The organism is Proteus sp. G2618, from assembly GCF_009915995.1.
Taxonomy (GTDB): Bacteria; Pseudomonadota; Gammaproteobacteria; order Enterobacterales; family Enterobacteriaceae; genus Proteus; species Proteus terrae.
In genome coordinates this window covers 24,593-49,073 of the sequence record NZ_JAABNI010000001.1, presented here as the reverse complement: position 1 = coordinate 49,073, position 24,481 = coordinate 24,593, and the positions used below count along the sequence as shown (strand labels likewise).

The 24,481-nt window shown below is 38.1% G+C and carries 19 protein-coding genes; 9 read left to right on the top strand and 10 right to left on the bottom strand.

Annotated elements, in window-relative coordinates:
- Positions 1-133 precede the first annotated feature (133 nt).
- Both rarD and purT read left to right on the top strand, forming a co-directional pair.
- The gene (gene rarD, locus GWJ01_RS00240; RefSeq protein WP_161710559.1) at positions 134-1,045 is read left to right on the top strand and encodes an EamA family transporter RarD; all 912 of its coding nucleotides are present in this window, start codon (positions 134-136) and stop codon (positions 1,043-1,045) included.
- 125 nt (positions 1,046-1,170) lie between these two features.
- Positions 1,171-2,358, top strand: a complete 1,188-nt coding sequence (gene purT, locus GWJ01_RS00235; protein WP_109401413.1) for a formate-dependent phosphoribosylglycinamide formyltransferase — start codon at positions 1,171-1,173, stop codon at positions 2,356-2,358.
- Positions 2,359-2,374: 16 nt separating this feature from the next.
- Here purT and GWJ01_RS00230 read toward each other — a convergent pair whose 3' ends face one another.
- A complete protein-coding gene (locus tag GWJ01_RS00230) occupies positions 2,375-3,112 on the bottom strand; it encodes a substrate-binding domain-containing protein (protein ID WP_109395401.1) in 738 nt (245 codons plus the stop codon).
- An 11-nt stretch (positions 3,113-3,123) separates the two neighbouring features.
- Positions 3,124-4,176, bottom strand: a complete 1,053-nt coding sequence (locus GWJ01_RS00225) for an ABC transporter substrate-binding protein (RefSeq protein WP_109395400.1) — start codon at positions 4,174-4,176, stop codon at positions 3,124-3,126.
- Between the two features lie 210 nt (positions 4,177-4,386).
- Here GWJ01_RS00225 and htpG point away from each other — a divergent pair, with 210 nt between their 5' ends.
- The 5 genes from htpG (at position 4,387) to GWJ01_RS00200 (ending at position 10,937) form a co-directional block, all read left to right on the top strand.
- On the top strand, positions 4,387-6,270 hold the full coding sequence (gene htpG, locus GWJ01_RS00220; protein WP_109395399.1) for a molecular chaperone HtpG: 1,884 nt from the start codon (positions 4,387-4,389) through the stop codon (positions 6,268-6,270).
- 182 nt (positions 6,271-6,452) lie between these two features.
- The gene (gene adk, locus GWJ01_RS00215) at positions 6,453-7,097 is read left to right on the top strand and encodes an adenylate kinase (protein ID WP_109395398.1); all 645 of its coding nucleotides are present in this window, start codon (positions 6,453-6,455) and stop codon (positions 7,095-7,097) included.
- A 163-nt stretch (positions 7,098-7,260) separates the two neighbouring features.
- Positions 7,261-8,241 (top strand): ferrochelatase, encoded by a 981-nt coding sequence (gene hemH, locus GWJ01_RS00210; protein WP_109395397.1) that lies wholly within the window; start codon positions 7,261-7,263, stop codon positions 8,239-8,241.
- Between the two features lie 163 nt (positions 8,242-8,404).
- On the top strand, positions 8,405-9,523 hold the full coding sequence (wzz(fepE), locus tag GWJ01_RS00205) for an LPS O-antigen length regulator Wzz(fepE) (RefSeq protein ID WP_109395396.1): 1,119 nt from the start codon (positions 8,405-8,407) through the stop codon (positions 9,521-9,523).
- A gap of 103 nt (positions 9,524-9,626) precedes the next feature.
- The gene (locus tag GWJ01_RS00200) at positions 9,627-10,937 is read left to right on the top strand and encodes an inosine/guanosine kinase (RefSeq protein WP_109395395.1); all 1,311 of its coding nucleotides are present in this window, start codon (positions 9,627-9,629) and stop codon (positions 10,935-10,937) included.
- 120 nt (positions 10,938-11,057) lie between these two features.
- Here the strand turns inward: GWJ01_RS00200 and ybaL are convergent, their stop codons facing one another.
- On the bottom strand, positions 11,058-12,818 hold the full coding sequence (gene ybaL, locus GWJ01_RS00195) for a YbaL family putative K(+) efflux transporter (RefSeq protein ID WP_109401414.1): 1,761 nt from the start codon (positions 12,816-12,818) through the stop codon (positions 11,058-11,060).
- A gap of 237 nt (positions 12,819-13,055) precedes the next feature.
- Positions 13,056-14,294 (bottom strand): MFS transporter, encoded by a 1,239-nt coding sequence (locus GWJ01_RS00190; RefSeq protein WP_109395393.1) that lies wholly within the window; start codon positions 14,292-14,294, stop codon positions 13,056-13,058.
- Between the two features lie 261 nt (positions 14,295-14,555).
- Between GWJ01_RS00190 and ushA the strand changes: the two genes are divergently transcribed.
- Positions 14,556-16,220, top strand: a complete 1,665-nt coding sequence (gene ushA, locus GWJ01_RS00185; RefSeq protein WP_098942084.1) for a bifunctional UDP-sugar hydrolase/5'-nucleotidase UshA — start codon at positions 14,556-14,558, stop codon at positions 16,218-16,220.
- 120 nt (positions 16,221-16,340) lie between these two features.
- On the opposite strand, the gene ybaK is transcribed toward ushA, so the two are convergent.
- The 4 genes from ybaK to copA form a co-directional block, all read right to left on the bottom strand.
- The gene (ybaK, locus tag GWJ01_RS00180) at positions 16,341-16,820 is read right to left on the bottom strand and encodes a Cys-tRNA(Pro)/Cys-tRNA(Cys) deacylase YbaK (RefSeq protein WP_109401415.1); all 480 of its coding nucleotides are present in this window, start codon (positions 16,818-16,820) and stop codon (positions 16,341-16,343) included.
- Positions 16,821-16,854: 34 nt separating this feature from the next.
- Positions 16,855-17,664: a TraB/GumN family protein gene (locus tag GWJ01_RS00175; protein WP_109401416.1), complete on the bottom strand. Its 810-nt coding sequence runs from the start codon at positions 17,662-17,664 to the stop codon at positions 16,855-16,857.
- A gap of 109 nt (positions 17,665-17,773) precedes the next feature.
- Positions 17,774-19,243 (bottom strand): YadA C-terminal domain-containing protein, encoded by a 1,470-nt coding sequence (locus GWJ01_RS00170; RefSeq protein ID WP_161710558.1) that lies wholly within the window; start codon positions 19,241-19,243, stop codon positions 17,774-17,776.
- 374 nt (positions 19,244-19,617) lie between these two features.
- Complete coding sequence (copA, locus tag GWJ01_RS00165; RefSeq protein WP_161710557.1) at positions 19,618-22,560, bottom strand: copper-exporting P-type ATPase CopA; 2,943 nt, start codon at positions 22,558-22,560, stop codon at positions 19,618-19,620.
- Positions 22,561-22,692: 132 nt separating this feature from the next.
- Between copA and cueR the strand changes: the two genes are divergently transcribed.
- Positions 22,693-23,106, top strand: coding sequence for a Cu(I)-responsive transcriptional regulator (cueR, locus tag GWJ01_RS00160; protein ID WP_161710556.1), 414 nt, complete (start codon positions 22,693-22,695; stop codon positions 23,104-23,106).
- Here the strand turns inward: cueR and GWJ01_RS00155 are convergent.
- Complete coding sequence (locus GWJ01_RS00155) at positions 23,060-23,548, bottom strand: NfeD family protein (RefSeq protein WP_075673931.1); 489 nt, start codon at positions 23,546-23,548, stop codon at positions 23,060-23,062. The genes cueR and GWJ01_RS00155 overlap by 47 nt on opposite strands.
- A gap of 2 nt (positions 23,549-23,550) precedes the next feature.
- Positions 23,551-24,474 (bottom strand): SPFH domain-containing protein, encoded by a 924-nt coding sequence (locus tag GWJ01_RS00150; protein ID WP_075673932.1) that lies wholly within the window; start codon positions 24,472-24,474, stop codon positions 23,551-23,553.
- Positions 24,475-24,481 lie beyond the last annotated feature (7 nt).

Genomic DNA, 24,481 nt, shown 5'->3' with positions numbered 1-24,481 from the left:
TGGAGATTTTTTTATCTCGTCTATTCGGCTATATTGGTGTTTGATCAATCAATCAGCGATGCTGATCATATTGTTCTATCTGTTTTAAGCGTATGATATTAAATCTTATTGACTTTTATTGATGGAACATTAAATGTGGGCTCAATCGGGCGCGGTATTAGCCATTTTTTCTTATATTCTTTGGGGAATAACCCCTCTGTTTTATCGGCTGTTACCAGGAGCACAACCATTAGAGATGTTGGCTCAGCGTTTGATCTGGTCTATCCCTCTTTTATTACTCGTACGACTTTTTATTAAAAATAGAACACGATGGCGCGCGGTTTTACAAGATAAGCGCTCTGTTTTTATGTGCCTGTTTAGTTCAATGGCTATGGCTGTTTCTTGGTGTACGTTTACTTATGCGTTAACACATCAACAAGTATTAGAAGCGAGCTTGGGGTATTTTATTAATCCGCTTTTCTCTATTTTATTAGGTGTGATATTTCTTAAAGAAAAGCTTAATTCAGCAGAAAAATGGGCTGTTGCCTTAATTTGTGCGGGTGTGGGCTATCAATTGTGGATGTACGGTGAATTACCTGTATTGGCTATCATGATGGGGGGCGCATTTGCTGTATATGGCTTAATCCGTAAGTTTATTCGTTTTGATGTGATCACCTCTTTATTTATGGAAACACTTTGGTTAATGCCATTAGCCATTGGCGCCACTATTTGGTTGTTTTTAACAGAGAAAAGCGCACTACCTTCTGCGGATAATCTGACTCGTTTTTATTATATTCTCACTGCACCAGTCACTATACTGCCGTTGTTGTTTTTTACCGCAGCCGTCAAACGAACCACATTAACTGTAATTGGATTAGCACAATATATTGAGCCTACTATTCAATTTTTACTGGCTGTTTTCTTATTCCATGAAGTTTTTGATGAAGTAAAAGGCGTGAGTTTCTCTCTAATTTGGTTAGGGCTTTTATGCTGTATCTTAGCTCTTATCCGAAAACGCCTGAATTATCTAAAAATTCAAAAAGGAAAACGCAGCCAAACGGTGTAATTGTATTATTTCCCTGTTTGATTATTTTTTTGTCTGGCTATTTTTCTATCAAGCTAAATCCGTTATGCTATATGAAAAGCAATCGTTTGCGTGATTGTGGTTTTTATTAATGGTGAGGATAAAAAATGACTGTGCTGGGTACGGCTCTTACGGCAAATGCAACAAAAGTGATGTTATTAGGTGCTGGTGAATTAGGCAAAGAAGTCGCAATTGAATGCCAACGCTTAGGCATTGAAGTGATTGCTGTTGATCGCTATCTGAATGCTCCTGCTATGCATGTTGCTCATCGCCATCATGTTGTAAATATGCTTGATAGTGATGCATTAAAGCAAGTTATTGAACAAGAGCGACCTGATTTTATCGTTCCAGAAATTGAAGCTATTGCAACAACATTACTGGTTGAATTAGAGCAGACGGGGCAAAACATTGTTCCTTGCGCCCGTGCGGTAAAGCTGACTATGGATAGAGAAGGGATCCGTCGATTAGCCTCAGAAACATTACATTTACCTACGTCAAACTATCAATTTGTTGATGATGAAGTGAGTTTTAAAAAAGCCGCTTTAGAAATAGGCTTCCCTTGTATTGTAAAACCCGTCATGAGTTCATCCGGAAAAGGGCAAAGTGTTATTCGTAATGAAAATGATTTGGCTCAGGCTTGGACTTACTCGCAAGAGGGAGGGAGAGCAGGAAAAGGACGCGTTATTGTTGAAAAAATGATCCCGTTTGATTTTGAGATCACTTTGCTGACTATTCATGCTGTTGATGGTATCCATTTTTGTGCCCCTATTGGTCATCGACAAGAAAAAGGGGATTACCGAAGTTCGTGGCAGCCTCAAAAAATGAGTGATATCGCACTTGCTAAAGCAGAACATATTGCGAGTAAAGTGGTTGAGAACTTAGGGGGCTATGGCTTATTTGGTGTTGAGTTATTTGTTCAAGGTGATGAGGTATTCTTTAATGAAGTCTCTCCTCGTCCTCATGATACAGGGCTCGTAACATTAATCTCTCAAGACTTATCAGAGTTCGCGCTTCATGTCCGTGCTTTTTTAGGTTATCCCATTGGTGGTATTCGCCAATTAGGCCCTTGTGCATCAGCTGTTATTTTACCTGAGCTTTATAGTACAAATATCGTTTATTCTGGTATTGAAAAAGCGTTGAAGGCGGATCGCCAAATTCGCCTTTTTGCTAAACCTGAAATTGCTGGCACTCGCCGTTTAGGTGTTGTACTTGCTCATGCTGATACAATAAAACATGCATTAGATGAAGCAAACGCAGGTGCTAACGCTATCATTGTAAATGATGCCAGAAAATAGCCGATATAACATAAGGTTACTTACCGCTAAGATGGGAACTTAGCGGTAAAAATCCAGATTTAATAAAATACGTCTTAGCATAAGGAGATAATATCTCCTGATATAAACTATAAGCCTGAGAATGAATAAGCGTCGCACAATAGTGCGCGATAACATTAAAGGGTTTTGGAATATCGAAGATCTTTAATTCAGGAAATTTGCTTAATTGTGTTTGGTAATGCTGGTAACCAATAAACGCGTCTGCTTGGTGTGTGGCAATTAAATAATGTGCTGCCATTCTACCTTGAGGAATAGTAAGTGAATGCTCACCCCCAACCAAAGAAAGTGCTCGTATTTTTAATGCCTGACTTAACTTTGGGTCAATCTGCGCGATATTATCAAATAGTTGCCAACTATAATCCCCTGAGGGATCTGTTTTTGGTGTGGATATCCCTAATTTTAATGCAGTATTTGATAATACGCTAAGCCAGTTATCTTCTTCATTTACATCATTACGACGAGCTGTAATACAAAGCTGATTGGCAATAAAAGGAGCATATTGTAGTGCAAAACCTTTATCAATTAATTGCTTTGCATTATTTTCATCAGCAGAAAGAAACAAATGACAGGTTTCCCCTTGTTCAATACGTTGGCGCAAAAGCCCGGCAGGTCCAAATGTAAGTGTCCACTTCTCGCCTGTTTTTTGCTGATGATGCTCAATAAAAGCAGGTAGTGTAGTTTTTAAACTACCTGCTGCAAAAAGGGAAAATGTCATGGTGTTATATCCTACTCTTTTCCTTGATACTGAGTACGATAGAATTTTTTATACCAATCATTAGCTGCTTTTTGCATATCGATATCGCTAAATTTTTCAGGATATATTTTTTTTGCCATCCACAATTCACCTATTGCCATAGCTTCAGGCATTGGGTATCCCCATGCTTTCGCATACTCAGGCATTAAGTAAATTCGGTTATTTTTAACAGCGCTAATGACTTGCCAACGTGCATCTTGTTTGATTTCATCGACAACTTGAGGATATCTGTCTTGAATAAAAATGACTTCTGGATCCCATGCAATAACTTGTTCTAGCGAGACTTGCTTATAACCTTTAACGGTTGATGCGGCGACATTAAATGCACCTGCATGTTCCATCATTAACCCAGTATATTTTCCTGAGCCATATGTTGTTAAGTCTGGATTCGCCATATAAGCCCGCACTCGTTGCTCTTTAGGAACATTTTGTAAGCGCTGACTAACTTGTTCACGTTGTTTAAAGGTATCGTTAACTAATGCTTGTGCATTTTCTGATTTATTGACGATATCACCAATCAGCAAAATACCTTCTTTTAACCCTTCGTTATAGGCTTGCTCTTCATTTTGTAATGTTGGATTCAGTGTTGATTTATCATCATTAACTTCTTTACGTAATGAAATCGCCACAACAGGAATACCAAGAGCAGAGATCTTATCAATCATCTCTTTAGGGGCATAATTAGTAACAAAAACGACTTGAGGTTGCAGCTTGACTAAGCTTTCAGCATCAAAACTGGTGAGATCGCCGACTTTAGGTGTTTTTTCTAGAGATGGTGCTAGTTGTGCATATCCATCGCCAAGTTGTTGCTTCCAATTGGACATCACACCAACAATTTTATCTGTGGCATCTAGTTGAACTAATAAGTTCAAAGTTTGGTGTTGTAAAACCACCGTTCTTTCTACTTTGTCTGGAATGGTAACAGTGCGACCAATTTGGTCTACGATTTGTCTATCTGCATAAGAGAAAGAAGAGAGGGAGAGTAAGCCAATACCTAGTAAACAGTGTTGTAATAAAGCTTTCATAGTCATAAACCCAAGTTAATATCGCTGTATAATAAAATATACAACTAAAATATACAGCAAGTATTATTTTGGCTCAAACTTTAATCATATAAGGAGCTTAATCACTTTTATTCGCTTAATTTTTTACTCGACCCTTGAAACTTGCTTAACTATCCCCACTTTTTACTCATATTGATTTTTTTCGCCAAATTAGGATTAATTGAGGTAAAAATGAGTATGAAAGGTCAGGAAACAAGAGGATTTCAGTCAGAAGTTAAACAACTTCTCCAATTAATGATCCATTCTCTTTACTCCAATAAAGAAATTTTCCTTCGCGAATTGATTTCGAACGCATCAGATGCGGCTGATAAATTGCGTTTCCGTGCATTATCAGATGCAGCACTTTATGAAAATAATGGTGAGTTGCATGTGCGCATTTCCACTGATAAAGAAGCTCGTACTCTGACTATCAGTGATAATGGTATTGGTATGACTCGCGATGAAGTCATTGATAATCTGGGTACTATTGCAAAATCAGGCACTAAATCATTCTTAGAATCTATCGGACAAGATCAAGCTAAAGATAGCCAATTAATTGGTCAGTTTGGTGTCGGATTCTATTCTGCGTTTATCGTTGCAGATAAAGTGACAGTACGCACTCGTGCAGCTGGCGAAAGTGCAGATAAAGGTGTTTTTTGGGAGTCTGAAGGCGAGGGTGATTACACCGTTGCTGATATTGAAAAAGCAGATCGCGGGACTGAAATTACGCTTCATTTACGTGAAGGTGAAGATGAGTATCTAGACGATTGGCGTCTGCGTAGCATTATTAGTAAATATTCTGACCATATTTCTCTGCCTGTTGAAATTGAAACAAAAAATGAAGAAGATGGCACAGTAACATGGGAAAAAATTAATAAAGCACAAGCCCTTTGGACTCGTAACAAATCTGAAGTAAGTGATGAAGAGTATAAAGAGTTTTATAAGCATATCTCACATGACTTTGCCGACCCATTAAGCTGGGTACATAACCGTGTAGAAGGTAAGCAAGAGTATACAAGCTTATTATATGTGCCTTCAAAAGCGCCTTGGGATTTATGGAATCGTGAACAACGTCACGGTTTAAAACTGTATGTCCAGCGCGTCTTTATTATGGATGAAGCTGAGCAGTTTATGCCTAATTACCTGCGTTTTATTCGTGGGTTAGTGGATTCTAATGATTTACCGCTAAACGTTTCACGTGAAATTTTACAAGACAGCTCAGTTACACGTAACTTACGTAGTGCATTAACTAAACGTGCATTACAGATGTTACAAAAACTGGCAGAAAACAAGCCGGAAGAGTATCAAGCATTCTGGAAAGAGTTTGGTTTAGTCTTAAAAGAAGGCCCTGCAGAAGACTCATCTAACATTGAAACAATTGCTAAATTACTACGTTTTGCATCAACGCATAACGATAGTGATGCTCAAACAGTTTCTCTGGAAGATTATGTTGGCCGTATGGTCGATGGTCAGGAAAAAATCTACTACATCACCGCAGATAGCTATGCCGCGGCAAAAAACAGTCCTCATTTAGAGCTGTTCCGCAAAAAAGGTATCGAGGTACTGCTGTTATCTGATCGTATAGATGAGTGGATGATGAATTACCTGACTGAGTTTGATGGCAAATCATTCCAGTCTGTCAGTAAAGCGGATGAATCTCTTGATAAACTTGCAGATGAAGAGAAGCAGGCTGAGCAAGAAGAAACAGATAAACAATTAGCACCGTTCGTCGAACGTATTAAAACCTTGCTAGGAGATAAAGTTAAAGATGTAAAATTAACGCATCGTTTAACAGATACTCCAGCAATCGTGACAACCAGTGCTGATGAAATGACAACACAAATGGCTAAATTGTTTGCAGCAGCAGGACAAGAAGTGCCAGAAGTGAAATACAACTTTGAGCTGAATCCAAATCACCCATTAGTGAAGCAAACAGCCGAGCTAACGGATGAAGCATTATTTGCGGATTGGGTAAATTTATTACTCGATCAGGCATTATTTGCTGAAAGAGGCTCTTTAGAAGATCCAAACCAGTTTATTCGCTTAGTGAATCAACTTTTAGTTCAAAAAGCGTAACTGTTTTCGTTTTCAAATATTTAAACCACGTTTATCTGAAAAGAGAGCGTGGTTTTTTCTTTTTCGATAAAAAATAAAATGCAATCGCTACTGTGATTTCTTGAGCGATGACCTCACAAAATGGTATGGTAATGCGTTTTCGAGTTTAAATATAAAAAATTAAATGCAAGGGGATTTACGCGATGCGTATCATTCTGCTAGGCGCTCCAGGCGCTGGTAAAGGCACTCAGGCTCAATTCATTAAAGAAAACTATGGTATCCCACAGATTTCAACTGGTGATATGTTACGTGCGGCAGTAAGTGCAGGTACAGAACTAGGACTGAAAGCAAAAGCACTGATGGACAATGGTCAGTTAGTTACTGATGAATTAGTTATTGCGTTAGTTAAAGAGCGCATCAAACAAGACGATTGCCGTAATGGTTTCTTGTTGGATGGGTTCCCAAGAACAATTCCACAAGCTGATGCAATGAAAGAAGCGGGTATCAACGTGGATTTCGTACTGGAATTCGCTGTACCTGATGAAATCATTGTTGAACGTATTATTGGCCGTCGTGTTCATGCACCATCAGGTCGTGTTTATCATGTGAAATTTAATCCACCTAAAGTGGAAAATCGTGATGACGTGACAGGTGAAGAATTAACAACACGTAAAGATGACCAAGAAGAAACTGTTCGTAAACGTTTAGTTGAGTACCATACTCAAACTGCACCGTTAGTTTCTTATTACCAAAATGAAGCTAAAGCAAACAATGCGAAATACTTCAAAGTTGATGGTACACAAAAAGTAAGCGAAATTAACGCTGAACTGAAAAGTATCCTTGGCTAATTTCGTCATTGTGATGACTAATCCCGGTTGAGCCGGGATTTTTTTTATCTAAATAAAATAGGGGAAAAGAACAATCCAATAAATTGACAAGCACAATCTATTATTTTCCTTTATGCTTCTACTCTTTGGTTATCCTAATAAAATAACTCTAAGGAGTCATAGTATGAATGATGCTAAGTATGGTGTTCTTTTGGTTAATCTTGGCACACCTGATGAGCCGACAACGGGTGCTGTTCGACGTTATTTAGCACAATTTCTTAGCGATCCTCGTGTTGTTGATGTTTCTCCTTTGATTTGGAAACCAATATTACAAGGGGCGATATTACCGTTTCGCTCACCTAAAGTGGCTAAGTTATACCAACAGATTTGGATGGATGAAGGATCACCACTTTTAGTTTACAGCCGAGCGCAACAACGTGCTGTCGCTGAGCGATTACCTAATATCCCCGTAGAGTTAGGGATGTGTTATGGCAATCCATCGCTAAATGAAGGGGTTGAAAAGTTATTACAACAAGGTGTTGAAAAGATTATTTTGTTACCGCTGTATCCTCAATACTCTTGCTCCACTTCTGCTGCGGTATTTGATGGTGTTAGTCGCATTTTTAAAGATATGCGCACAATACCTTCTCTTCACTTTATTCGCAGTTATCCTACTCATCCGCTTTATATCAAAGCGCTTGTCACCTCTATTGAGAAAAGTTTTCAGCAATATGGCAAACCCGATCGTTTAATTCTCTCTTTTCATGGTATTCCTGAGCGCTTTATCAAAACGGGCGATATTTATTATGATGAGTGTTGCCTCACAACAGAAAAACTAAAACAGCAATTAGAAGAACAGTTAGGTTATCCTAAAGAGCAAGTCATGCTGACATTCCAGTCACGCTTTGGTCGTGAACCTTGGTTATCGCCTTATACGGATAAAACGATGGAAAAGCTGGGAAGTGAGGGGGTTGAACATGTGCAGGTTGTATGCCCAGGATTTTCATCTGATTGCTTGGAAACATTAGAAGAAATTAATGAACAGAACCGAGAATTCTTTATTCATGGTGGTGGCAAACAGTACGAATATATTCCGGCATTAAATGATGATCCAGAGCATATTGACTTGCTAGAAGCGATGATCCGTGAGGTATGCGAAAAATAATTACTGAATTCTATAAATAAAATTATCGGATTTGATGATATATTAATTTGAACATATTTCAGTTATATATAAACTTATCTTTTCTCATTTTTTAAGTCTTTTAGTGGAAATCACTAAAAGTGCTGATAAACGGACACTGCATTACATAAATTTAGGCAGGAAAATGAATAGTAAGCTTTCAAAACCACAATCTTCAGAAGTTGATAAAGGGAATTTTGATGACTTTTATCTAAAACAGAACGATGAAATCGATCTTTTTGAATTATTTTCTGTTATTTATAAATCAAAATTTGTCATTATTGGTATCACGTTATTATTTGCTATCGTTGGCTTTACTGTTGCAAGCTTTTTACCACAAAAATGGACGAGTCAAGCTGCAATTACCAAGCCAATGCTTGATGAAATGAAGCAATTAAGAGCGACATTGACTGAACTTAGCTTAGTGGATGTTGATACGGGTGTTAATGGTTCTTCCGTTTATCAAAAATTTATCAATAACTATAACTCTCGTGTTTTGCGTGAAGAGTATTTGATCAGTACGGATTATTACAAAAATTTGCTGGCTAAAATGGAAGATCCAACACCACTGGATAAACGTAAATTAATTGAAGAAATCGTAACGAAAGATATTAATTTAAAAGCTTCAGATGACAAAAAGAATGAAGAAGAGTTTAGTGGTGAAATTAATTTAAGCTTTACAGCGCCAACCCCTGAAGAAGCTTACGATTTACTTTCTGGTTATATTCGCTTTATCTCTACCAAAGTACGTGTAGAAGTAAAAGACGAAATTGATGATCAAATTGAGCGTAAATTAAGTTTCGCGCAAAAAGCCTATGAAATGGATTTAGAGCGTATCGCTAATGCGCGTAATGTTAATGTGCAACGCTTAAAATATGCGTTGGAGATTGCTAATGCGGCAGGAGTAAAAAAACCAATTTCCAGTGAAGGCGCACAAATTAAAGATGATCCTGATTACTCTATTGCCATGGGTTCTGATGCGTTAAGTAGTAAATTGGCTATTACAGAAGCTATTGTTGATCCAACAACAGTAAGTACTGATCTGAAAAACCGTTTATACAATATGAAGCAACTAGAAAAAGTAAAATTAGATGATCTTCAATTTGTGCCGTTCAAATATATGTTGAAACCTTACGAACCGACTAAAAAAGATGCACCTAAACGCGCTCTGATTTTAGTTGGCACCGCTTTTGTTGGTTTCATTCTTTCTGTTATGGGCGTCTTACTGAGCTACATGGCAAGAAGTCGTCGTAAAACTGCATAAAAATATCTTTAAATAAGTAGGTGTACTGACGTACACCTACTGTCTCTCCTATAATATTGTGTTAACATTGCGCATCTTTTTTAGCTGTGTAGCATCGTTCACAATGAAATTCCCTGGCAAACGAAAATCCAAACACTATTTTCCCGTTAGTTTACGAGATCCTCTATTACAACCCATCATCAATATGACGGAGAGCGAATCCTCTCGCGCTTATATCGTGGGTATTGACCAAACATTGGTTGATATTGAAGCGAAAGTTGATGAGGAGTTTATTAACCGTTATAACTTGAGTCAGGGACACTCTCTTGTTATTGAAGATGATGTCGCAGAGGCACTTTATCGTGAATTAACAGACAATAATCTGATAACACACGAATTTGCTGGTGGCACCATTGGCAATACGCTACATAACTACTCTGTATTGGCTGACGACCGCTCTGTGTTATTAGGTACTATGTGTAATAACATTCAGATTGGTAGCTATGCTTATCGTTATTTATGTAATACCTCTAGCCGTACTGACCTTAATTACCTCCAGGGTGTTGATGGCGCCATTGGGCGCTGTTTTACGCTGATCACGGAAAATGGTGAACGCACATTTGCTATTAGCCCCGGTCAAATGAATCAGCTTAAACCTGAAAGTATTCCGGAAGAGGTGATCGCTGAAGCTTCTGCATTGGTATTAACAGCTTATTTAGTTCGCTGTAAACCCGGTGAACCGATGCCGTTGGCAACCATGAAAGCAATTGAATACGCGAAAAAATATGATGTGCCAGTTGTTCTCACCCTTGGTACAAAATACGTTATTGCAGATGATCCACAATGGTGGCGTGATTTCCTAAAAGAGCATGTGTCTGTTGTGGCAATGAATGAAGATGAAGCGTTTGAGTTAACAGGGCATTCTGATCCTCTGTTAGCCTCTGATGTTGCTTTAGAGTGGGTAGATTTAGTGCTTTGTACCGCTGGGCCTGCAGGGCTTTATATGGGCGGTTATACAGAACATAGCTTTAAGCGCCAAACCACACATCCTTTATTACCGGGAGCGATTGCTGAATTTAATCGCTATGAATTTAGTCGTGCTATGCGCCGTAAAGATTGTGATGAGCCAGAAAAAGTCTATTCTCATATTGAGCCTTATATGGGTGGCCCAGAAAAAATCATGAATACAAATGGTGCGGGTGACGCAGCATTGTCAGCATTACTACATGATATTACAGCGAATAGCTATCATCGTATTAATGTGCCAAATTCAAGTAAGCATCCTCGGACTTATTTAACTTATTCATCGTTAGCGCAAGTGTGTAAATATGCTAACCGAGTGAGTTATCAAGTGCTAAGCCAGCATTCTCCACGCTTGACGCGCGGTTTACCTGAAAAAGAAGACAGCTTGGAAGAAGCTTATTGGGAACGTTGAGTTTATATTGTTTCTAAGTCTTGTTTTATCCGAGTGAAATAAAAAAAACCTATCAACATTTATTGATAGGTTTTTTTATTGACTTAAATTTTATGGGGCTAAGTGGTTATTTGTGTTTGATTATTGCGCTGCACTAGGTGCAATGATTTGTTGGCCATTTTCAGGTGTATCATCAATAGCACAACCAAACTCAACTTCTTTAATTAGCATATCTGCCATTGCAGTTGCAGTTTGATCTTCATCGATAATGACGTGATTTGCCCCTTTCTCAAGGATAAAAGAAGCTTCTTCATCGTAGTTAGCGCGCACGATAATATCGTCAAAATGAGCACGAACAATGATATTTAAATCAGGGTTCATACTTCTTGCTGTTTCCGCGATATCGGCTGCTTCATAACCATTAGGTATCGTCAGTAATAAAGATTTAGCACAATCAATTCGGGCTAAAGCAAGAGACTCTTTAGTTGATGCATTACCCAGTACTGTGTTTAAGCTTTTCTCTTTTAATTCAGCGAATTTATTACGGCTATTTTCGATAATAACTAATGGAATAGATTGAGCTAATAATTTCTCCGAAAGCATGCTTCCTGCACGTCCATAACCGACGATAATGGCGTGGCCACAAATATCAACAGGGACTGGCATCTCTTCTTCAAGCTCTTCTTGTTGTAGTTGCTCCACTTCTTCTTTGGTCTCTGTTTTTGCCAGATAACGGTCTAATAAAGAGAACAATACAGGGTTTAGCATAATAGAGACTAAAGCACCGGCTAAAACAAGGTTGCGCGCATCGGGTTCTAAAACGTTCAGTGCCACACCAAGACCAGCAAGAATAAAGGCAAACTCACCAATTTGAGCAAGGCTGGCTGAAATGGTTAAGGCAGTGCGTCTGGAATGTCCAAACATTCGCACAAGGACCAATGCCGCGGCTGATTTACCAATAATAATGATAGCCAGTGTCGCTAAGATACCTAGTGGATGCTCAATTAATACCATTGGATCAAATAGCATACCGACAGAAACAAAGAACAGTACAGCAAAAGCATCACGCAGCGGTAAAGTATCTTGAGCCGCTCTGTGGCTTAACTCAGACTCATTAAGAACCATACCGGCAAAGAATGCGCCTAATGCGAAGGAAGCATCAAATAAGGTTACAGCGCCATAAGCGATACCTAAAGCAAGAGCGAGTACACTCAGTGTAAATAGCTCACGAGAGCCCGTTGCCGCGGTTTTAGCTAAAATCCAAGGAATAAGTTTACGACCAACAACCATCATGATTAAGATAAAGGCAACAACTTTACCGATTGTAATACCTAAATTGATCATGAGTTCAGAAATACTGGTTTGATCGCTACTTTCCAGCATATTGGCAACAGCGGGAAGTAGTACAAGGGCTAACACCATGGCTAAGTCTTCAACAATCAACCAACCAATAGCAATTTGACCTCGTTGGCTATCAATCAAGCCTCTTTCTTCAAGTGCTCGTAAAAGCACAACGGTACTTGCTGTTGATAGACACAAGCCGAATACTATGCCACTAAATAAACCCCAGCCAAAAAATGCCGATAATCCCAGTCCTAATAATGTTGCGACTGCAATTTGAGCAATAGCACCTGGAATAGCGATGGCTTTTACCGCCATCAGATCTTTTAACGAAAAGTGTAAACCCACGCCAAACATTAGCAGAATAACGCCAATTTCAGCGAGTTCAGGAGCGAGAGAGGTATCAGCAACAAAGCCGGGAGTAAATGGACCAGCGAGTACACCCGCAGCAAGATATCCTACTAAAGGTGAGATTTTTAGCCGTTGAGCGATCATGCCTAAAATATAAGCAAGTGCTAATCCACCAACAATGGTGGTAATGAGGGGTGTTGAATGCGGCATCAATTCTCCTTCTTTTTATAAAACTACATGTATCGGGGGGCGAGTATATAGCAGGCTGATAGTTTAACGTATTCATGCAATAAATTCGCTAAAAATTATTGATTATTTATAAAAATAGCAAGTTGATTGAGTTTTTTGATGCAAATGCATTTTTTTATGTTATTTTAATCAATCTTACCTTTTAAAGTAAGAATTACCCTGTTACTGGTTCATTTAGATAACAGGGATAATTACAAGTTACTCGGTTTTATCTACCCCAATGTTAGGGAGAAGAATGGTGAAAATGCCTAATAGTGGTAAATAAGCACAAATATGATAAACATATTCAATACTCTTCTGATCTGCAATATAGCCTAAGACAGCGGCACCAATACCTCCCATCCCAAAAGCAAGCCCGAAGAAAAGCCCTGAAACCATGCCTGTTTTACCCGGTATTAACTCTTGAGCATAAACTAAGATAGCAGAAAATGCTGAAGCTAAAATCACACCAATGAATACAGTAAGTACGCCAGTCCAGTACAAGCTGGCATAAGGGAGTATCAGTGTAAAAGGTGCAACTCCTAGAATAGATCCCCAAATAACGTATTTTCTACCAATTTTATCGCCTACAGGGCCACCAATCATGGTGCCAGCAGCAACAGCAAAGAGAAAAACAAATAGGTGAATTTGTGCATTTTGTACTGAAACGCCAAATTTATGTATTAAATAGAAAGTATAGTAGCTACTGATGCTTGCAAGATAAAAATACTTAGAAAAAATCAGAATAAGTAAAATGGCTAAAGAGCCCAAAAGGGTTTTACGTGGCAATACGGCTTTGTTATTTAGTGCTTTAGGTTTTTTTTTCTGAGCTTCTTGTTGAATTTTATACCAACGGCTAACTTGTAATAGCACTACAATAGCCAATAAAGCAGCAAGGGAGAACCAACCGACATTTCCTTTGCCATAAGGCGCAATCAATAAAGCCGCCAAAAGAGGGCCTAAAGAGCTACCTAAATTACCCCCGACTTGAAAGAGTGATTGTGCAAGTCCGTGTCTTCCTCCTGATGCCATTCTAGCAACACGAGATGATTCAGGATGGAAAACAGACGAGCCAGTACCAACTAATCCCGCAGCAAGTAATAACATTGGGAATGTATCTGCAAAGGCGAGGAGAATAAGCCCTGTCAGCGTAAAACCCATACCAATAGGTAATGAGTAAGGCTTAGGATATTTATCAGTATAGAGGCCAATAAAAGGCTGTAATAAAGATGCTGTAATTTGATAGGTCAACGTTATCATCCCTATTTGCACAAAACTGAGTGAAAACTCTGATTGCAACATAGGGTAAATAGCTAATATCAATGATTGGATCATATCATTGAGAAGATGCGAAAAACTGATAGCAGTTAAAATACTAAAAACGGTATTACGCTTATTGGCTTTTCGTTGTAAAACATCGGTTTCTTCTATGGGAAGCGTTGGATCGGCATTGCTCATTTTAGTTCCCTGTCACATTATTTTGTTAATAAATTGTTTCTATTTTTATTGGTCTAGTTTACATCTATTTAGAGTTGAGTGCTTTTGTGAGAAATAGAGTTTGATTCATGTCTCAAAAAAACTATCGGATCAATGAAATAATAAAAAAATTATATAACCTACGTCATAAAATACAGCAAAAGTATTTAACTTCTGTCTTCTTTTTCTACAGTAGAACCATGGCAGAACCTTCTCAATAAATAATATACATGGGGATATACCATGAGCTTATCTTTTAAATTATCAGCATGCGCATTAACAGTTTCTTTAGCGATGGCGCCTGCGATGTCTCAGGCATGGGAAAAGGATAAAACCTACGAAATTACTATTTTGCATACCAATGATCACCATGGCCATTTCTGGCATAACGATCGTGGCGAATATGGTTTAGCGGCACAAAAAACGGTTGTTGATGACATTCGTAATGAAGTGGCTAAAAAAGGCGGTAGCGTACTGCTGTTATCTGGCGGCGATATTAATACTGGTGTACCAGAATCTGATTTACAAGATGCAGAGCCTGATTTTAAAGGTATGAATCTTGTAGGTTACGATGCAATGGCACTGGGTAACCATGAATTCGACAATCCATTAGATGTTTTACGCCAACAAGAGAAATGGGCAACATTCCCATTCTTATCTGCAAATATTTATCAAAAAAGTACGGGTGAGCGTTTATTCAAGCCTTACACCATTTTTGATAAGCAAGGTGTCAAAATTGCAGTATTAGGTTTAACAACGGATGATACCGTACGTATTGGTAACCCAGCGAACTTTCCTGATACCGAATTCCGCAAACCTTCTGATGAAGCTAAAAAAGTGGTAGAAGAGCTGCGTACAACGGAAAAGCCAGACATTATTATTGCAGCAACTCATATGGGTCACTACGATGATGGTAATCACGGTTCTAACGCACCTGGCGATGTAGAAATGGCGCGAGCCTTACCAAAAGGCTACCTTGATATGATTGTGGGTGGTCACTCACAAGATCCAGTTTGTATGTCTCAAGAGAACAAAAACTACAAACAAGCTGATTATGTGCCAGGAACACCTTGTGCACCAGATAACCAAAATGGTACATGGATTGTTCAGGCTCATGAATGGGGTAAATATGTTGGTCGTGCAGACTTCGAATTCCGTAATGGTGAATTCACGTTAAAACATTACCAATTAATCCCAATCAACTTAAATCAAAAAGTGAAGAAAGACGACGGTACAACTGAGCTTGTTTACTATACAAAAGAAATTCCTCATAACCCTGAAATGATGAAACTGCTGACGCCTTACCAAGAAAAAGGTGGCGAGCAATTGAATGTTAAAGTGGGTGAGGTTGTTGGTAAATTAGAGGGTGATCGTAGTAAAGTTCGCTTTGTTCAAACCAATATGGCACGCCTATTATTATCAGCTCAAGCTGAACGTGCAAATGCAGACTTTGCCATTATGAGTGGTGGTGGTGTCCGTGATTCTATTGAATCTGGTGATATTACTTATAAAGATGTACTGAAAGTACAACCATTTGCGAACGAACTGGTTTATGTTGATTTTAAAGGTGAAGAAGTCGAGCCTTATCTGTCAGCTGTCGCATGTATGAAAGTAGACTCTGGTGCTTACGCACAATTCTACAATGTTAGCTTAACTGTAGATGCAGACTGCAAAGTTAGCGATGTTAAAATTGCTGGTAAACCATTAGATAAAACTAAGACTTACCGCATGGCGACATTAAACTTTAACGGTATTGGTGGTGATGGTTATCCTAAGATTGATGTTCATCCTGCATATGTAAATACTGGTTTTGTTGATGCTGAAGTATTAAAAGGTTATATCGAAGCACACTCTCCATTGAAAGCTGCTGATTTCGAACCTAAAGGTGAGATCGTTTATAAAAAATAAGCTCAGAAAATCATGATGATATAGATAAAAGGCGACATTAATGTCGCCTTTTATTTTAAGTCTAAATTACGTTAATTTCTTATTTTGAGGATGCGCCTTAAAATAAAAAATCATTAATGATTATGACGCTTTACGAATAAGTGCAAATTGAGCACCTAATACAGAACCTAAATCTTTTGCTGATAATTCAATATCTAAACCACGTTTGCCACCAGAAACAAAGATAGTGTCAAATTCAAGGGCTTGTTCATCAATTACTGTCGGTAGGCGTTTTTTCTGACCCAATGGGCTTATTCCACCCACTAAATAACCCGTTACCTTTTGTGCAATCTGTGGATCTGCCATATCTGCTTTTTTTGCCTTAAAGCACTTAGCAACGAGTTTTAAATCTAACTGACCAGAAACCGGTGTTACTGCAACAGCAAGATTCTTAGCATCACCATTTAAAGAAACTAACAGTGTTTTGAATACTTGGCGATTATCCAAACCTAATTTTTCAACGGCTTCATCACCAAAATTATGGACATTCGCATCATGCTCATAAGGATGAAGGATAAATTTGATTTTTTGTTTTTCCAGTAAATTTACAGCGGGAGTCATAGCTATTCCTACTTATAAGATTAGAACTATATTTTTATTCTTGGTGCGTTAATAAATCGATCAAATTCTCTTCACCAAATAAATGAAGGGCACCTACAGTCACTACATAACGACCAGCCGGTAATTTTGATAATATACTTACCCATTTTTGGTTACGGCTTTCCATTAAAATATCAAATACAGCTTTACTAAAAGTATTCGGTAAAGGTGGCTGTTTCTCTCTACTATTATAATTTAACCACCAATTGATCATGATTTGCAATGTACGCGCGTTCTCGTGCCAATTTTTTAATGTGTCTTCGAGCAATTGCTGACCATCCTCAGGAAAATTCAATAATAGTGCGACTTGATCCTCAATGCCTTCGAGTTCAATAATCCTTTTTTTGTATTCATTAGCATGTTGGATAACTTGATAATCAATGCCGTATTGCGGTTGTAATCCAAGTTGGATCGCTTGGGTAGATTGTAAAATCAACGCAATTTGCCAAAGAGGCTTATTCTCAAGTTGATAAAGCGAGAGGGAGAGATCTTCACAATGACGTGTCACTTGAGAAAAAAGAGGTGTATTTAAGCGCGTTTCTAGTGACTCTCTAAAAAGAGATGCTTGCTTAAAAGGTTGAACGTCAGTTGAAATATCAGCTTCAACAATAATAGCATCTGAATTTTTTATTTCATTGATAAGCACGTTGGAGAGTGGTGACATTGTAGGAACACCCATATGGATACTACCCACAAGGTGTAAAGAGACATTATTAGGCAACGTAATATCAACAGCGGGATAAGGGTAATGGACCGTATTTTTTATTCCTACCCAATGTTTGATTTTCTGAAAAATACCCGTCATTGATATGCTCCTTTGAGTATAGAATCGCAAAGTTTTAGCATAACGGATTTGAACTGGAATGAAACAACGAAAACTAAGCTTTACTTAGCTTTCGCTGTTTTTACGTTATTTACCAGCTTATGCCAACACCACCTGCTGAGACCCAATTTGATTCATTCCATGCGGTAGAGGCTCTCACTTTAATATTTTCGTTAATACGGTATTGCATACCCCAAGCAAGCGCTGTTGCATTACGATAATTACCAATGCCAATAGCAGTACTAAATGTGGCGGAATCAGTAAAAGGTAAATTACTCATTGCGGCTACAGAAGCAATACCTTGATTGGCACGTTTCTCAACTTTATAAAAGCGGTTTTGAGTATCTGATTTAAAATGTTCAAAATTAGTTTTTAGATCTTTAAATTCATTTCTTGCTACTGATTGCTCAATATAAAGAGTAGAAAAATGATTTTTTAATGAAAGATTACTCCCATTAATATTTAGATTATCAATATATTTTTCTTTAATATTATCAATACCTTTTTTGTTGGTTTCGATATTTTCTTTATTAGCTTTGATATCGCTCGAGTTGGTGTTTATTTTGTTTCTATTGCTGGTAATATTATCTTTGTTAATGCCAATGTCAGTTTTGTTGGTAATAATGTCATTTTTATTAGTGGCAATATTGTTTTTATTGATGCTGATATTGCTTTTGTTAGTGTCGATTTGGGTTTTATTGTTTTCAATATTACTTTGAATAGTATTATTTTTAGTCTCTATTCTATTTTTGTTATCATTGATTTCATTTGCATGTTGATCTAGTTTAGCTATTGTATGATGTATTTTTTCATTTAATTCATTATCAGTTTTTTGTCTTTCTCGATTGTCTTCGGTTCTTTTTTTCTCAACATTTGCAAACTTTTCTATGACACTCTCTTCTAGTTTGAAAATTATTTCTTTTGAATGAGGTGGAACTTTCATTCCTCTTTCTATATTTGCATTTAGCTCACTAAGTTTCGAGCTTGGTTGGTAATGTCTTTGGATTTCAATAGGTTTTTTAATGATGCCATCTATTTTATTTTTATTAAAAGAAATCGTTTCTTTTAGTCCGGAATATATATTTTCTTTTTGTTCTGAAAAGTTAGAAAGATAATTCAATATCGCTGTTTTAAAATCAGGTGGCATACTATCTAACTTTAGTGAGTTATTACCTCTTTGGTTATCTGTGATGAGAACTTTCTCTATATTTATATTTGTATTTTCTTGAGATACGTTTTTTTTTATTTCTTCATTCATCATCTTTATTATTTCATCTGTGATTTTGATGACTTCAATATGTTTTTTTGAAGATGCTTCGACATCATGATAGATATATATATCACTTACAAATTCATCAAAAATAGGTCTGGTAATGTCATTTTTCATGGGATGTGAGTTTAGATATGTAGAATTAGAATCGGTGTTGTTAGGGTGACTATTTGCAAGATGGCTGTTTTCAAGTAAAATAATGTTTTTATCGGTTGTTGTTTCTGAAACAGAAAAAGCATTTATAGAATAAATTAAAGATAAGCAAAATAGGGTGGTGTTTTTTAATTTCATGATTAATTCCTTTTGATATATATTCCTTTGTTACTTTTTAATTTTAAATTCAGAAAAACACACTGGCAATAATAATATCTTTTAAAATATTTTTATGGCTATTTTATATAAATATTTAATTTTATATATGAATAATAAAGTTAATGAAAAAATTATAATATATTGCTATTCTAGCGCTAAGAGGGCGGAGTGATGACTCTCTTGTATAATGAGAAATTCCTCTTTGACTGGCCGATAGTAATATCGGCTTTTTTTTTAACCTTTTGATAAAGTTAAAAATCATTAAATAAGAAGTCAAAAATAAGATAATAAAAAACCTCTTTAACTAATAAGCAAAAGAGGTTTCAGGGAAATGCTTAATATATTATTAAGTATTATTGCTTGGGTTTGAATCGTAACAAGCGATTCGCATTACTCACAACGGTAATTGAAGACAATGCCATTGCTGCACCTGCAACAACTGGATTTAACAGTGTGCCGGTGAAGGGATAGAGAACGCCCGCTGCAATAGGAATACCTAAGCTATTATAGACAAAGGCACCAAAAAGGTTTTGTTTCATATTACGTAGTGTACCTTTTGAAATTTCAACAGCATCAGCAACACCATGTAAACTGTGACGCATCAACGTGATTGCTGCTGTTTCAATGGCAATATCACTACCACCTCCCATTGCAATACCGACATCCGCTTTGGCTAATGCTGGGGCATCGTTAATACCATCTCCAACCATTGCAACACGACGTCCTTCAGCTTGAAGCTCAGTAATCGCTTGAGCTTTACCTTCTGGCATCACTCCCGCAATAACCTGATCAATACCCGCTTCTTTTGCAATTGCATTGGCAGTAATTGGATTATCTCCCGTTAACATCACGAGTCGATAACCTTGATTATGTAAACGCTGTAATGCACTTACGGTATCATCTCTAAGAGGATCACGAATAGAAAGTAATGCCGCAATTTTGCCATCTAGTGCTAATAAAACCGGTGTAACACCTTTAGCTGCTTGTGTATCAATCAGAGAATTAACTTCATTAATATTAACACCTGATTCGAGCATCAATTTAGGGTTACCTAAAAGTACTGTTTTACCCTTGATTTCACCACTTAATCCCATACCAGCTAATGTACGGAAATTGTTTACTTCTGGTAAATCAATACCTTCAGCGCGCGTTAAAATGGCTTTAGCTAATGGGTGATTAGAACCATTTTCCAGTGATGCCGCCAATGCAAGTGCTTGAGTGTCATCTACTTGATTGAAAGTATGAATTTCAGTGACCTGAGGCATACCTTCTGTCAGTGTTCCTGTTTTATCAAAGACTAAAGTATCTAGATTACTGGCTTGTTGTAGTGCATCTGCATCACGAACTAACACACCATATTCAGCAGCACGACCGACACCCGAAATAATGGACATAGGCGTCGCTAGACCTAAAGCACAAGGGCAAGCGATGATAAGAACAGTTGTGATAATCACAAGTGCATAGGTAATTTGTGGAGAAGGGCCAAAGAAATACCAAATAGCTCCTGCAACAAGCGCAATAGCGACAACGACAGGTACAAATACACCCGAGATTTTATCCGCTAATTGACCTATTTCAGGTTTACTGCTTTGCGCTTGACGAACTAATTTAATAATACGAGCCAGTGTTGTTTTACTTCCCACTGCTGCAGCTTTAAAAAGAACAGAGCCATCTTGGACGGTTGTTCCGGCATGAATAGTGTCACCCACTGTTTTTTGCTGTGGAATTGGCTCGCCTGTTAGCATAGCCTCATCCATCCACACTTCACCTTGGATAATTTCACCATCAACGGGTACTTTATCACCTGTTGCTAAACGTAAAGTCATTCCTTGTTTAACATCAGCCAATGGCATTTCGACTTCACCGTTTTCAGTTATCACTCTTGCTGTTGGTGGAGTTAAATCTAATAGTCGTTCTAGCGCTTTAGATGAACGCTGGCGCGCTCTTTGCTCAAGCATATGTCCCAGATTGATTAACCCGATAATCATCGCACTAGCTTCATAATAGAGATGTCGAGCTTGAGCCGGGAACACTTCTGGCCATAGGTTTACGGTAATGGAATAGAGCCAGGCTGTTCCTGTTCCTAATGCAACGAGAGTATCCATTGTTGCACTGCGGTTTTTTAAACTCTGCCATGCGCTACGATAGAAATGACCACCAGCAACAACCATAACAAACAGTGTCGCAATACCAATACCTAACCAGATGCTGTGATTGGCCTCTGTTAGCATCATATTATCGCCGATCATTCCCCAAATCATGACAGGAATACCAACCGCTAAGGCCAACGCAGCTTGCCAGCGAAAACGCTTCATATTAGCAACAGCAACTTCTTGCTGACGTTCTCTGCGTTTTACATCGTCTTGAATAATTTCAGCGCCATAACCTGCTTTTTCAATGGCAGTCACAAGTGCATCATGGTCGATGTCACCCGTTACTAATGCACTACGTTCAGCTAGATTCACTCGCACATTTTCAACGCCATCAACGGATTGTAATGCTTTATGAACCTTGTTTACGCAACTCGCACAAGTCATACCATCAATTAAAAGCTGAACACTGTCGTCATCGTTAGTATCGATTTCAACGTTATTATCAATATCAGCATTCTCAACTGGAATATCACAAACAGCCGCTGACGATGCTTCCAGTTGTGCATGCGTTTGCGTCAGCGGCTCAGTTTTTGGGAAATCAGTACCAGCTAGTTGAGCTTCAAAACCCGCTTCTGTAATAGCGGTAATTAAGGTTTCAGCGGTTGCAGAACCAGTCACTTTAGCATGTGTTAATTCAACTTCAGCTGTTTCAACACCCGCAGTATTTTCTAGTACTTTTTTAACTGAACCGACACAGTGACCACAATTTAAGCCCGATAGAGTTAAGTGAATTATGTTATCAGCAGGCGCTAAACTTGCTTGAAAACCTTCAGCCGTAATCGCTGAAATTAAAGTATCCGCATCTGCGTCACCAAAGATTTCAGCTGACTCTTTTGTTACATTAACGGCTGCAACACCTTCAACAGCTAATAATGCTTTTTCAGTTTTACCAACACACTTCATGCAGTTAAGTCCGCTTAGGCTTAATTTTACATCAGGTTGTGTTGCAACACTTGCTTCATATCCTGCATCTTCAATTGTTTTGATTAAGCTTTCAGCAGTTGCATCGCTGTCAATTTTAGCGTATTGAATAGTCACAATTGCCTGCTCTATGTCATTGCGAGCATCAAGTGCTTTTTTTACACTGTTGACACAGTGAGAGCATGAAAGTCCTTTCAATGAGAGTATTATAGTTTTTGCCATGTTAATTATCTCCGTCATAAAAGCGTTACCTCTATTATTGCGCAATATTCGGTAACTTGCTTTCTTTAAAGGTTTTTTCTTATCAGAGATAAAGGCTAAACCTTTCCGCAAGGGGAAGGTCAAGGGGGAATTTTGAATATTAGTGAAATCGCAAGTAAAACAGGATTAACGGCTAAAGCTATTCGGTTTTATGAAGAAAAAGACTTGATAACACCACCAGGAAGAGGTGAAAACGGCTATCGTTATTATCAGGTTCAACATATTGAAGAATTAACTTTATTGCGCCAAGCAAGAGAAGTTGGCTTTAGTTTAGAAGAGTGCCGAGCTTTATTAATGTTGCTAAGAAATCCTTCTCGTCATAGTTCAGACGTGAAAGAAGCCACCTTAAAAAAAGTGGCTGAAATTGAGAAAACAATTAATGAGCTTAATGCCATTCGCCAGCGATTACTTTTGTTGGCCAGCGAATGTCCCGGTGATGACGGAGCAGATTGCCCGATCATCAATCATTTGTCGGGGGGATGTCATCACCAGAAACAGCCGGTTTAAGTGCAATCACTCGTAAGGTAATACCATCAATCTCGGTTACTGTTACCTTATCGCCTGCAAGTAATGGCGTGTCTGAATAAACACGCCAACTACCATCAGCTAATTTAACGCGACTAAAACCGTTTTCCGTATCTGATAATAAAACAGCATGAACACCAATTAGTTGATGACTTTTCTGATTTAAGTTCTCGGCTTCTTTTGATTGTTTTCTGCGTTTAAGCCAAAGGTGCCAAAAAATAGCACTAATAACTGTTAATATCGCAAATAAAACACCTTGAATAGGCCAGCTAATAGGCAATATCCATGTGATCAACGATACACATAGAGCAGCCATTCCTGACCATAAAAGGTATCCTGCTGTTCCTAACATTTCTGTAATTAACAGCAAACCACCAAGACAAAGCCAGAAAAGTGCAGGTTGAGCACTAATCCATTCAATCATAATTAATTGCTCTTGTTGCCTGAGTCACTTTTTTTGGTATTGAGTAATTCAGAAATACCGCCAATAGCACCCATAAGATTACTTGCTTCTAGTGGCATCATAATAACTTTACTGTTATTAGCTGAACCAATTTGAGACAGCGCATCAGTATATTTTTGAGCAACAAAGTAGTTAATTGCTTGCATATCACCTTTTGCGATGGCCTCAGATACCATTTGTGTTGCCTTAGCTTCAGCTTCTGCTGCACGTTCACGGGCTTCTGCTTGTAAGAATGCAGATTGACGCTCACCTTCAGCCTTCAGAATTTGCCCTTGTTTCTCACCTTCAGCTTTCAAGATAGCAGCTTGACGAATACCTTCAGCTTCAAGAATGTCGGCACGTTTAGTTCGCTCAGCTTTCATCTGCGCATTCATTGCAGAAATCAATTCTTTTGGTGGGCGGACATCACGAATTTCGATACGGGTAATTTTGATACCCCAAGGGTTTGTTGCATCATCGACAATCAGTAACAGGCGACTATTGATTTGGTCACGCTGAGAAAGAATTTCATCAAGCTCCATTGAACCTAACACTGTACGAATATTAGTGAGTGTTAAATTAATAATGGCAAGCTCAAGATTATTGACTTCATAAGCAGCTTTTACAGGGTCGATCACTTGAATAAAGCAGACGGCATCGATGCTGACGTTGGCGTTATCACGAGAAATGACTTCTTGAGAAGGAATATCAAGCACTTGCTCCATCATGTTGATACGGCGCCCAATACGATCGACAAAAGGTATAAGGATTTGAAGACCAGGGGCCAGAGTACGAGTGTAACGACCAAAACGTTCGACAGTCCACTGATAACCCTGTGGAACGGTTTTAACACCACATAAAACTAAAATAATAGCGAATAAGATGATAATACCAATGCCTATTTCCATATACCTG

Coding starts and splice junctions, on each gene's coding strand:
- rarD (WP_161710559.1), top strand. CDS start 134: ATGTGGGCTCAATCGGGCGCGGTATTAGCCATTTTTTCTTATATTCTT.
- purT (WP_109401413.1), top strand. CDS start 1,171: ATGACTGTGCTGGGTACGGCTCTTACGGCAAATGCAACAAAAGTGATG.
- GWJ01_RS00230 (WP_109395401.1), bottom strand. CDS start 3,112: ATGACATTTTCCCTTTTTGCAGCAGGTAGTTTAAAAACTACACTACCT.
- GWJ01_RS00225 (WP_109395400.1), bottom strand. CDS start 4,176: ATGAAAGCTTTATTACAACACTGTTTACTAGGTATTGGCTTACTCTCC.
- htpG (WP_109395399.1), top strand. CDS start 4,387: ATGAGTATGAAAGGTCAGGAAACAAGAGGATTTCAGTCAGAAGTTAAA.
- adk (WP_109395398.1), top strand. CDS start 6,453: ATGCGTATCATTCTGCTAGGCGCTCCAGGCGCTGGTAAAGGCACTCAG.
- hemH (WP_109395397.1), top strand. CDS start 7,261: ATGAATGATGCTAAGTATGGTGTTCTTTTGGTTAATCTTGGCACACCT.
- GWJ01_RS00200 (WP_109395395.1), top strand. CDS start 9,627: ATGAAATTCCCTGGCAAACGAAAATCCAAACACTATTTTCCCGTTAGT.
- ybaL (WP_109401414.1), bottom strand. CDS start 12,818: ATGCCGCATTCAACACCCCTCATTACCACCATTGTTGGTGGATTAGCA.
- GWJ01_RS00190 (WP_109395393.1), bottom strand. CDS start 14,294: ATGAGCAATGCCGATCCAACGCTTCCCATAGAAGAAACCGATGTTTTA.
- ushA (WP_098942084.1), top strand. CDS start 14,556: ATGAGCTTATCTTTTAAATTATCAGCATGCGCATTAACAGTTTCTTTA.
- ybaK (WP_109401415.1), bottom strand. CDS start 16,820: ATGACTCCCGCTGTAAATTTACTGGAAAAACAAAAAATCAAATTTATC.
- GWJ01_RS00175 (WP_109401416.1), bottom strand. CDS start 17,664: ATGACGGGTATTTTTCAGAAAATCAAACATTGGGTAGGAATAAAAAAT.
- GWJ01_RS00170 (WP_161710558.1), bottom strand. CDS start 19,243: ATGAAATTAAAAAACACCACCCTATTTTGCTTATCTTTAATTTATTCT.
- copA (WP_161710557.1), bottom strand. CDS start 22,560: ATGGCAAAAACTATAATACTCTCATTGAAAGGACTTTCATGCTCTCAC.
- GWJ01_RS00155 (WP_075673931.1), bottom strand. CDS start 23,548: ATGATTGAATGGATTAGTGCTCAACCTGCACTTTTCTGGCTTTGTCTT.
- GWJ01_RS00150 (WP_075673932.1), bottom strand. CDS start 24,474: ATGGAAATAGGCATTGGTATTATCATCTTATTCGCTATTATTTTAGTT.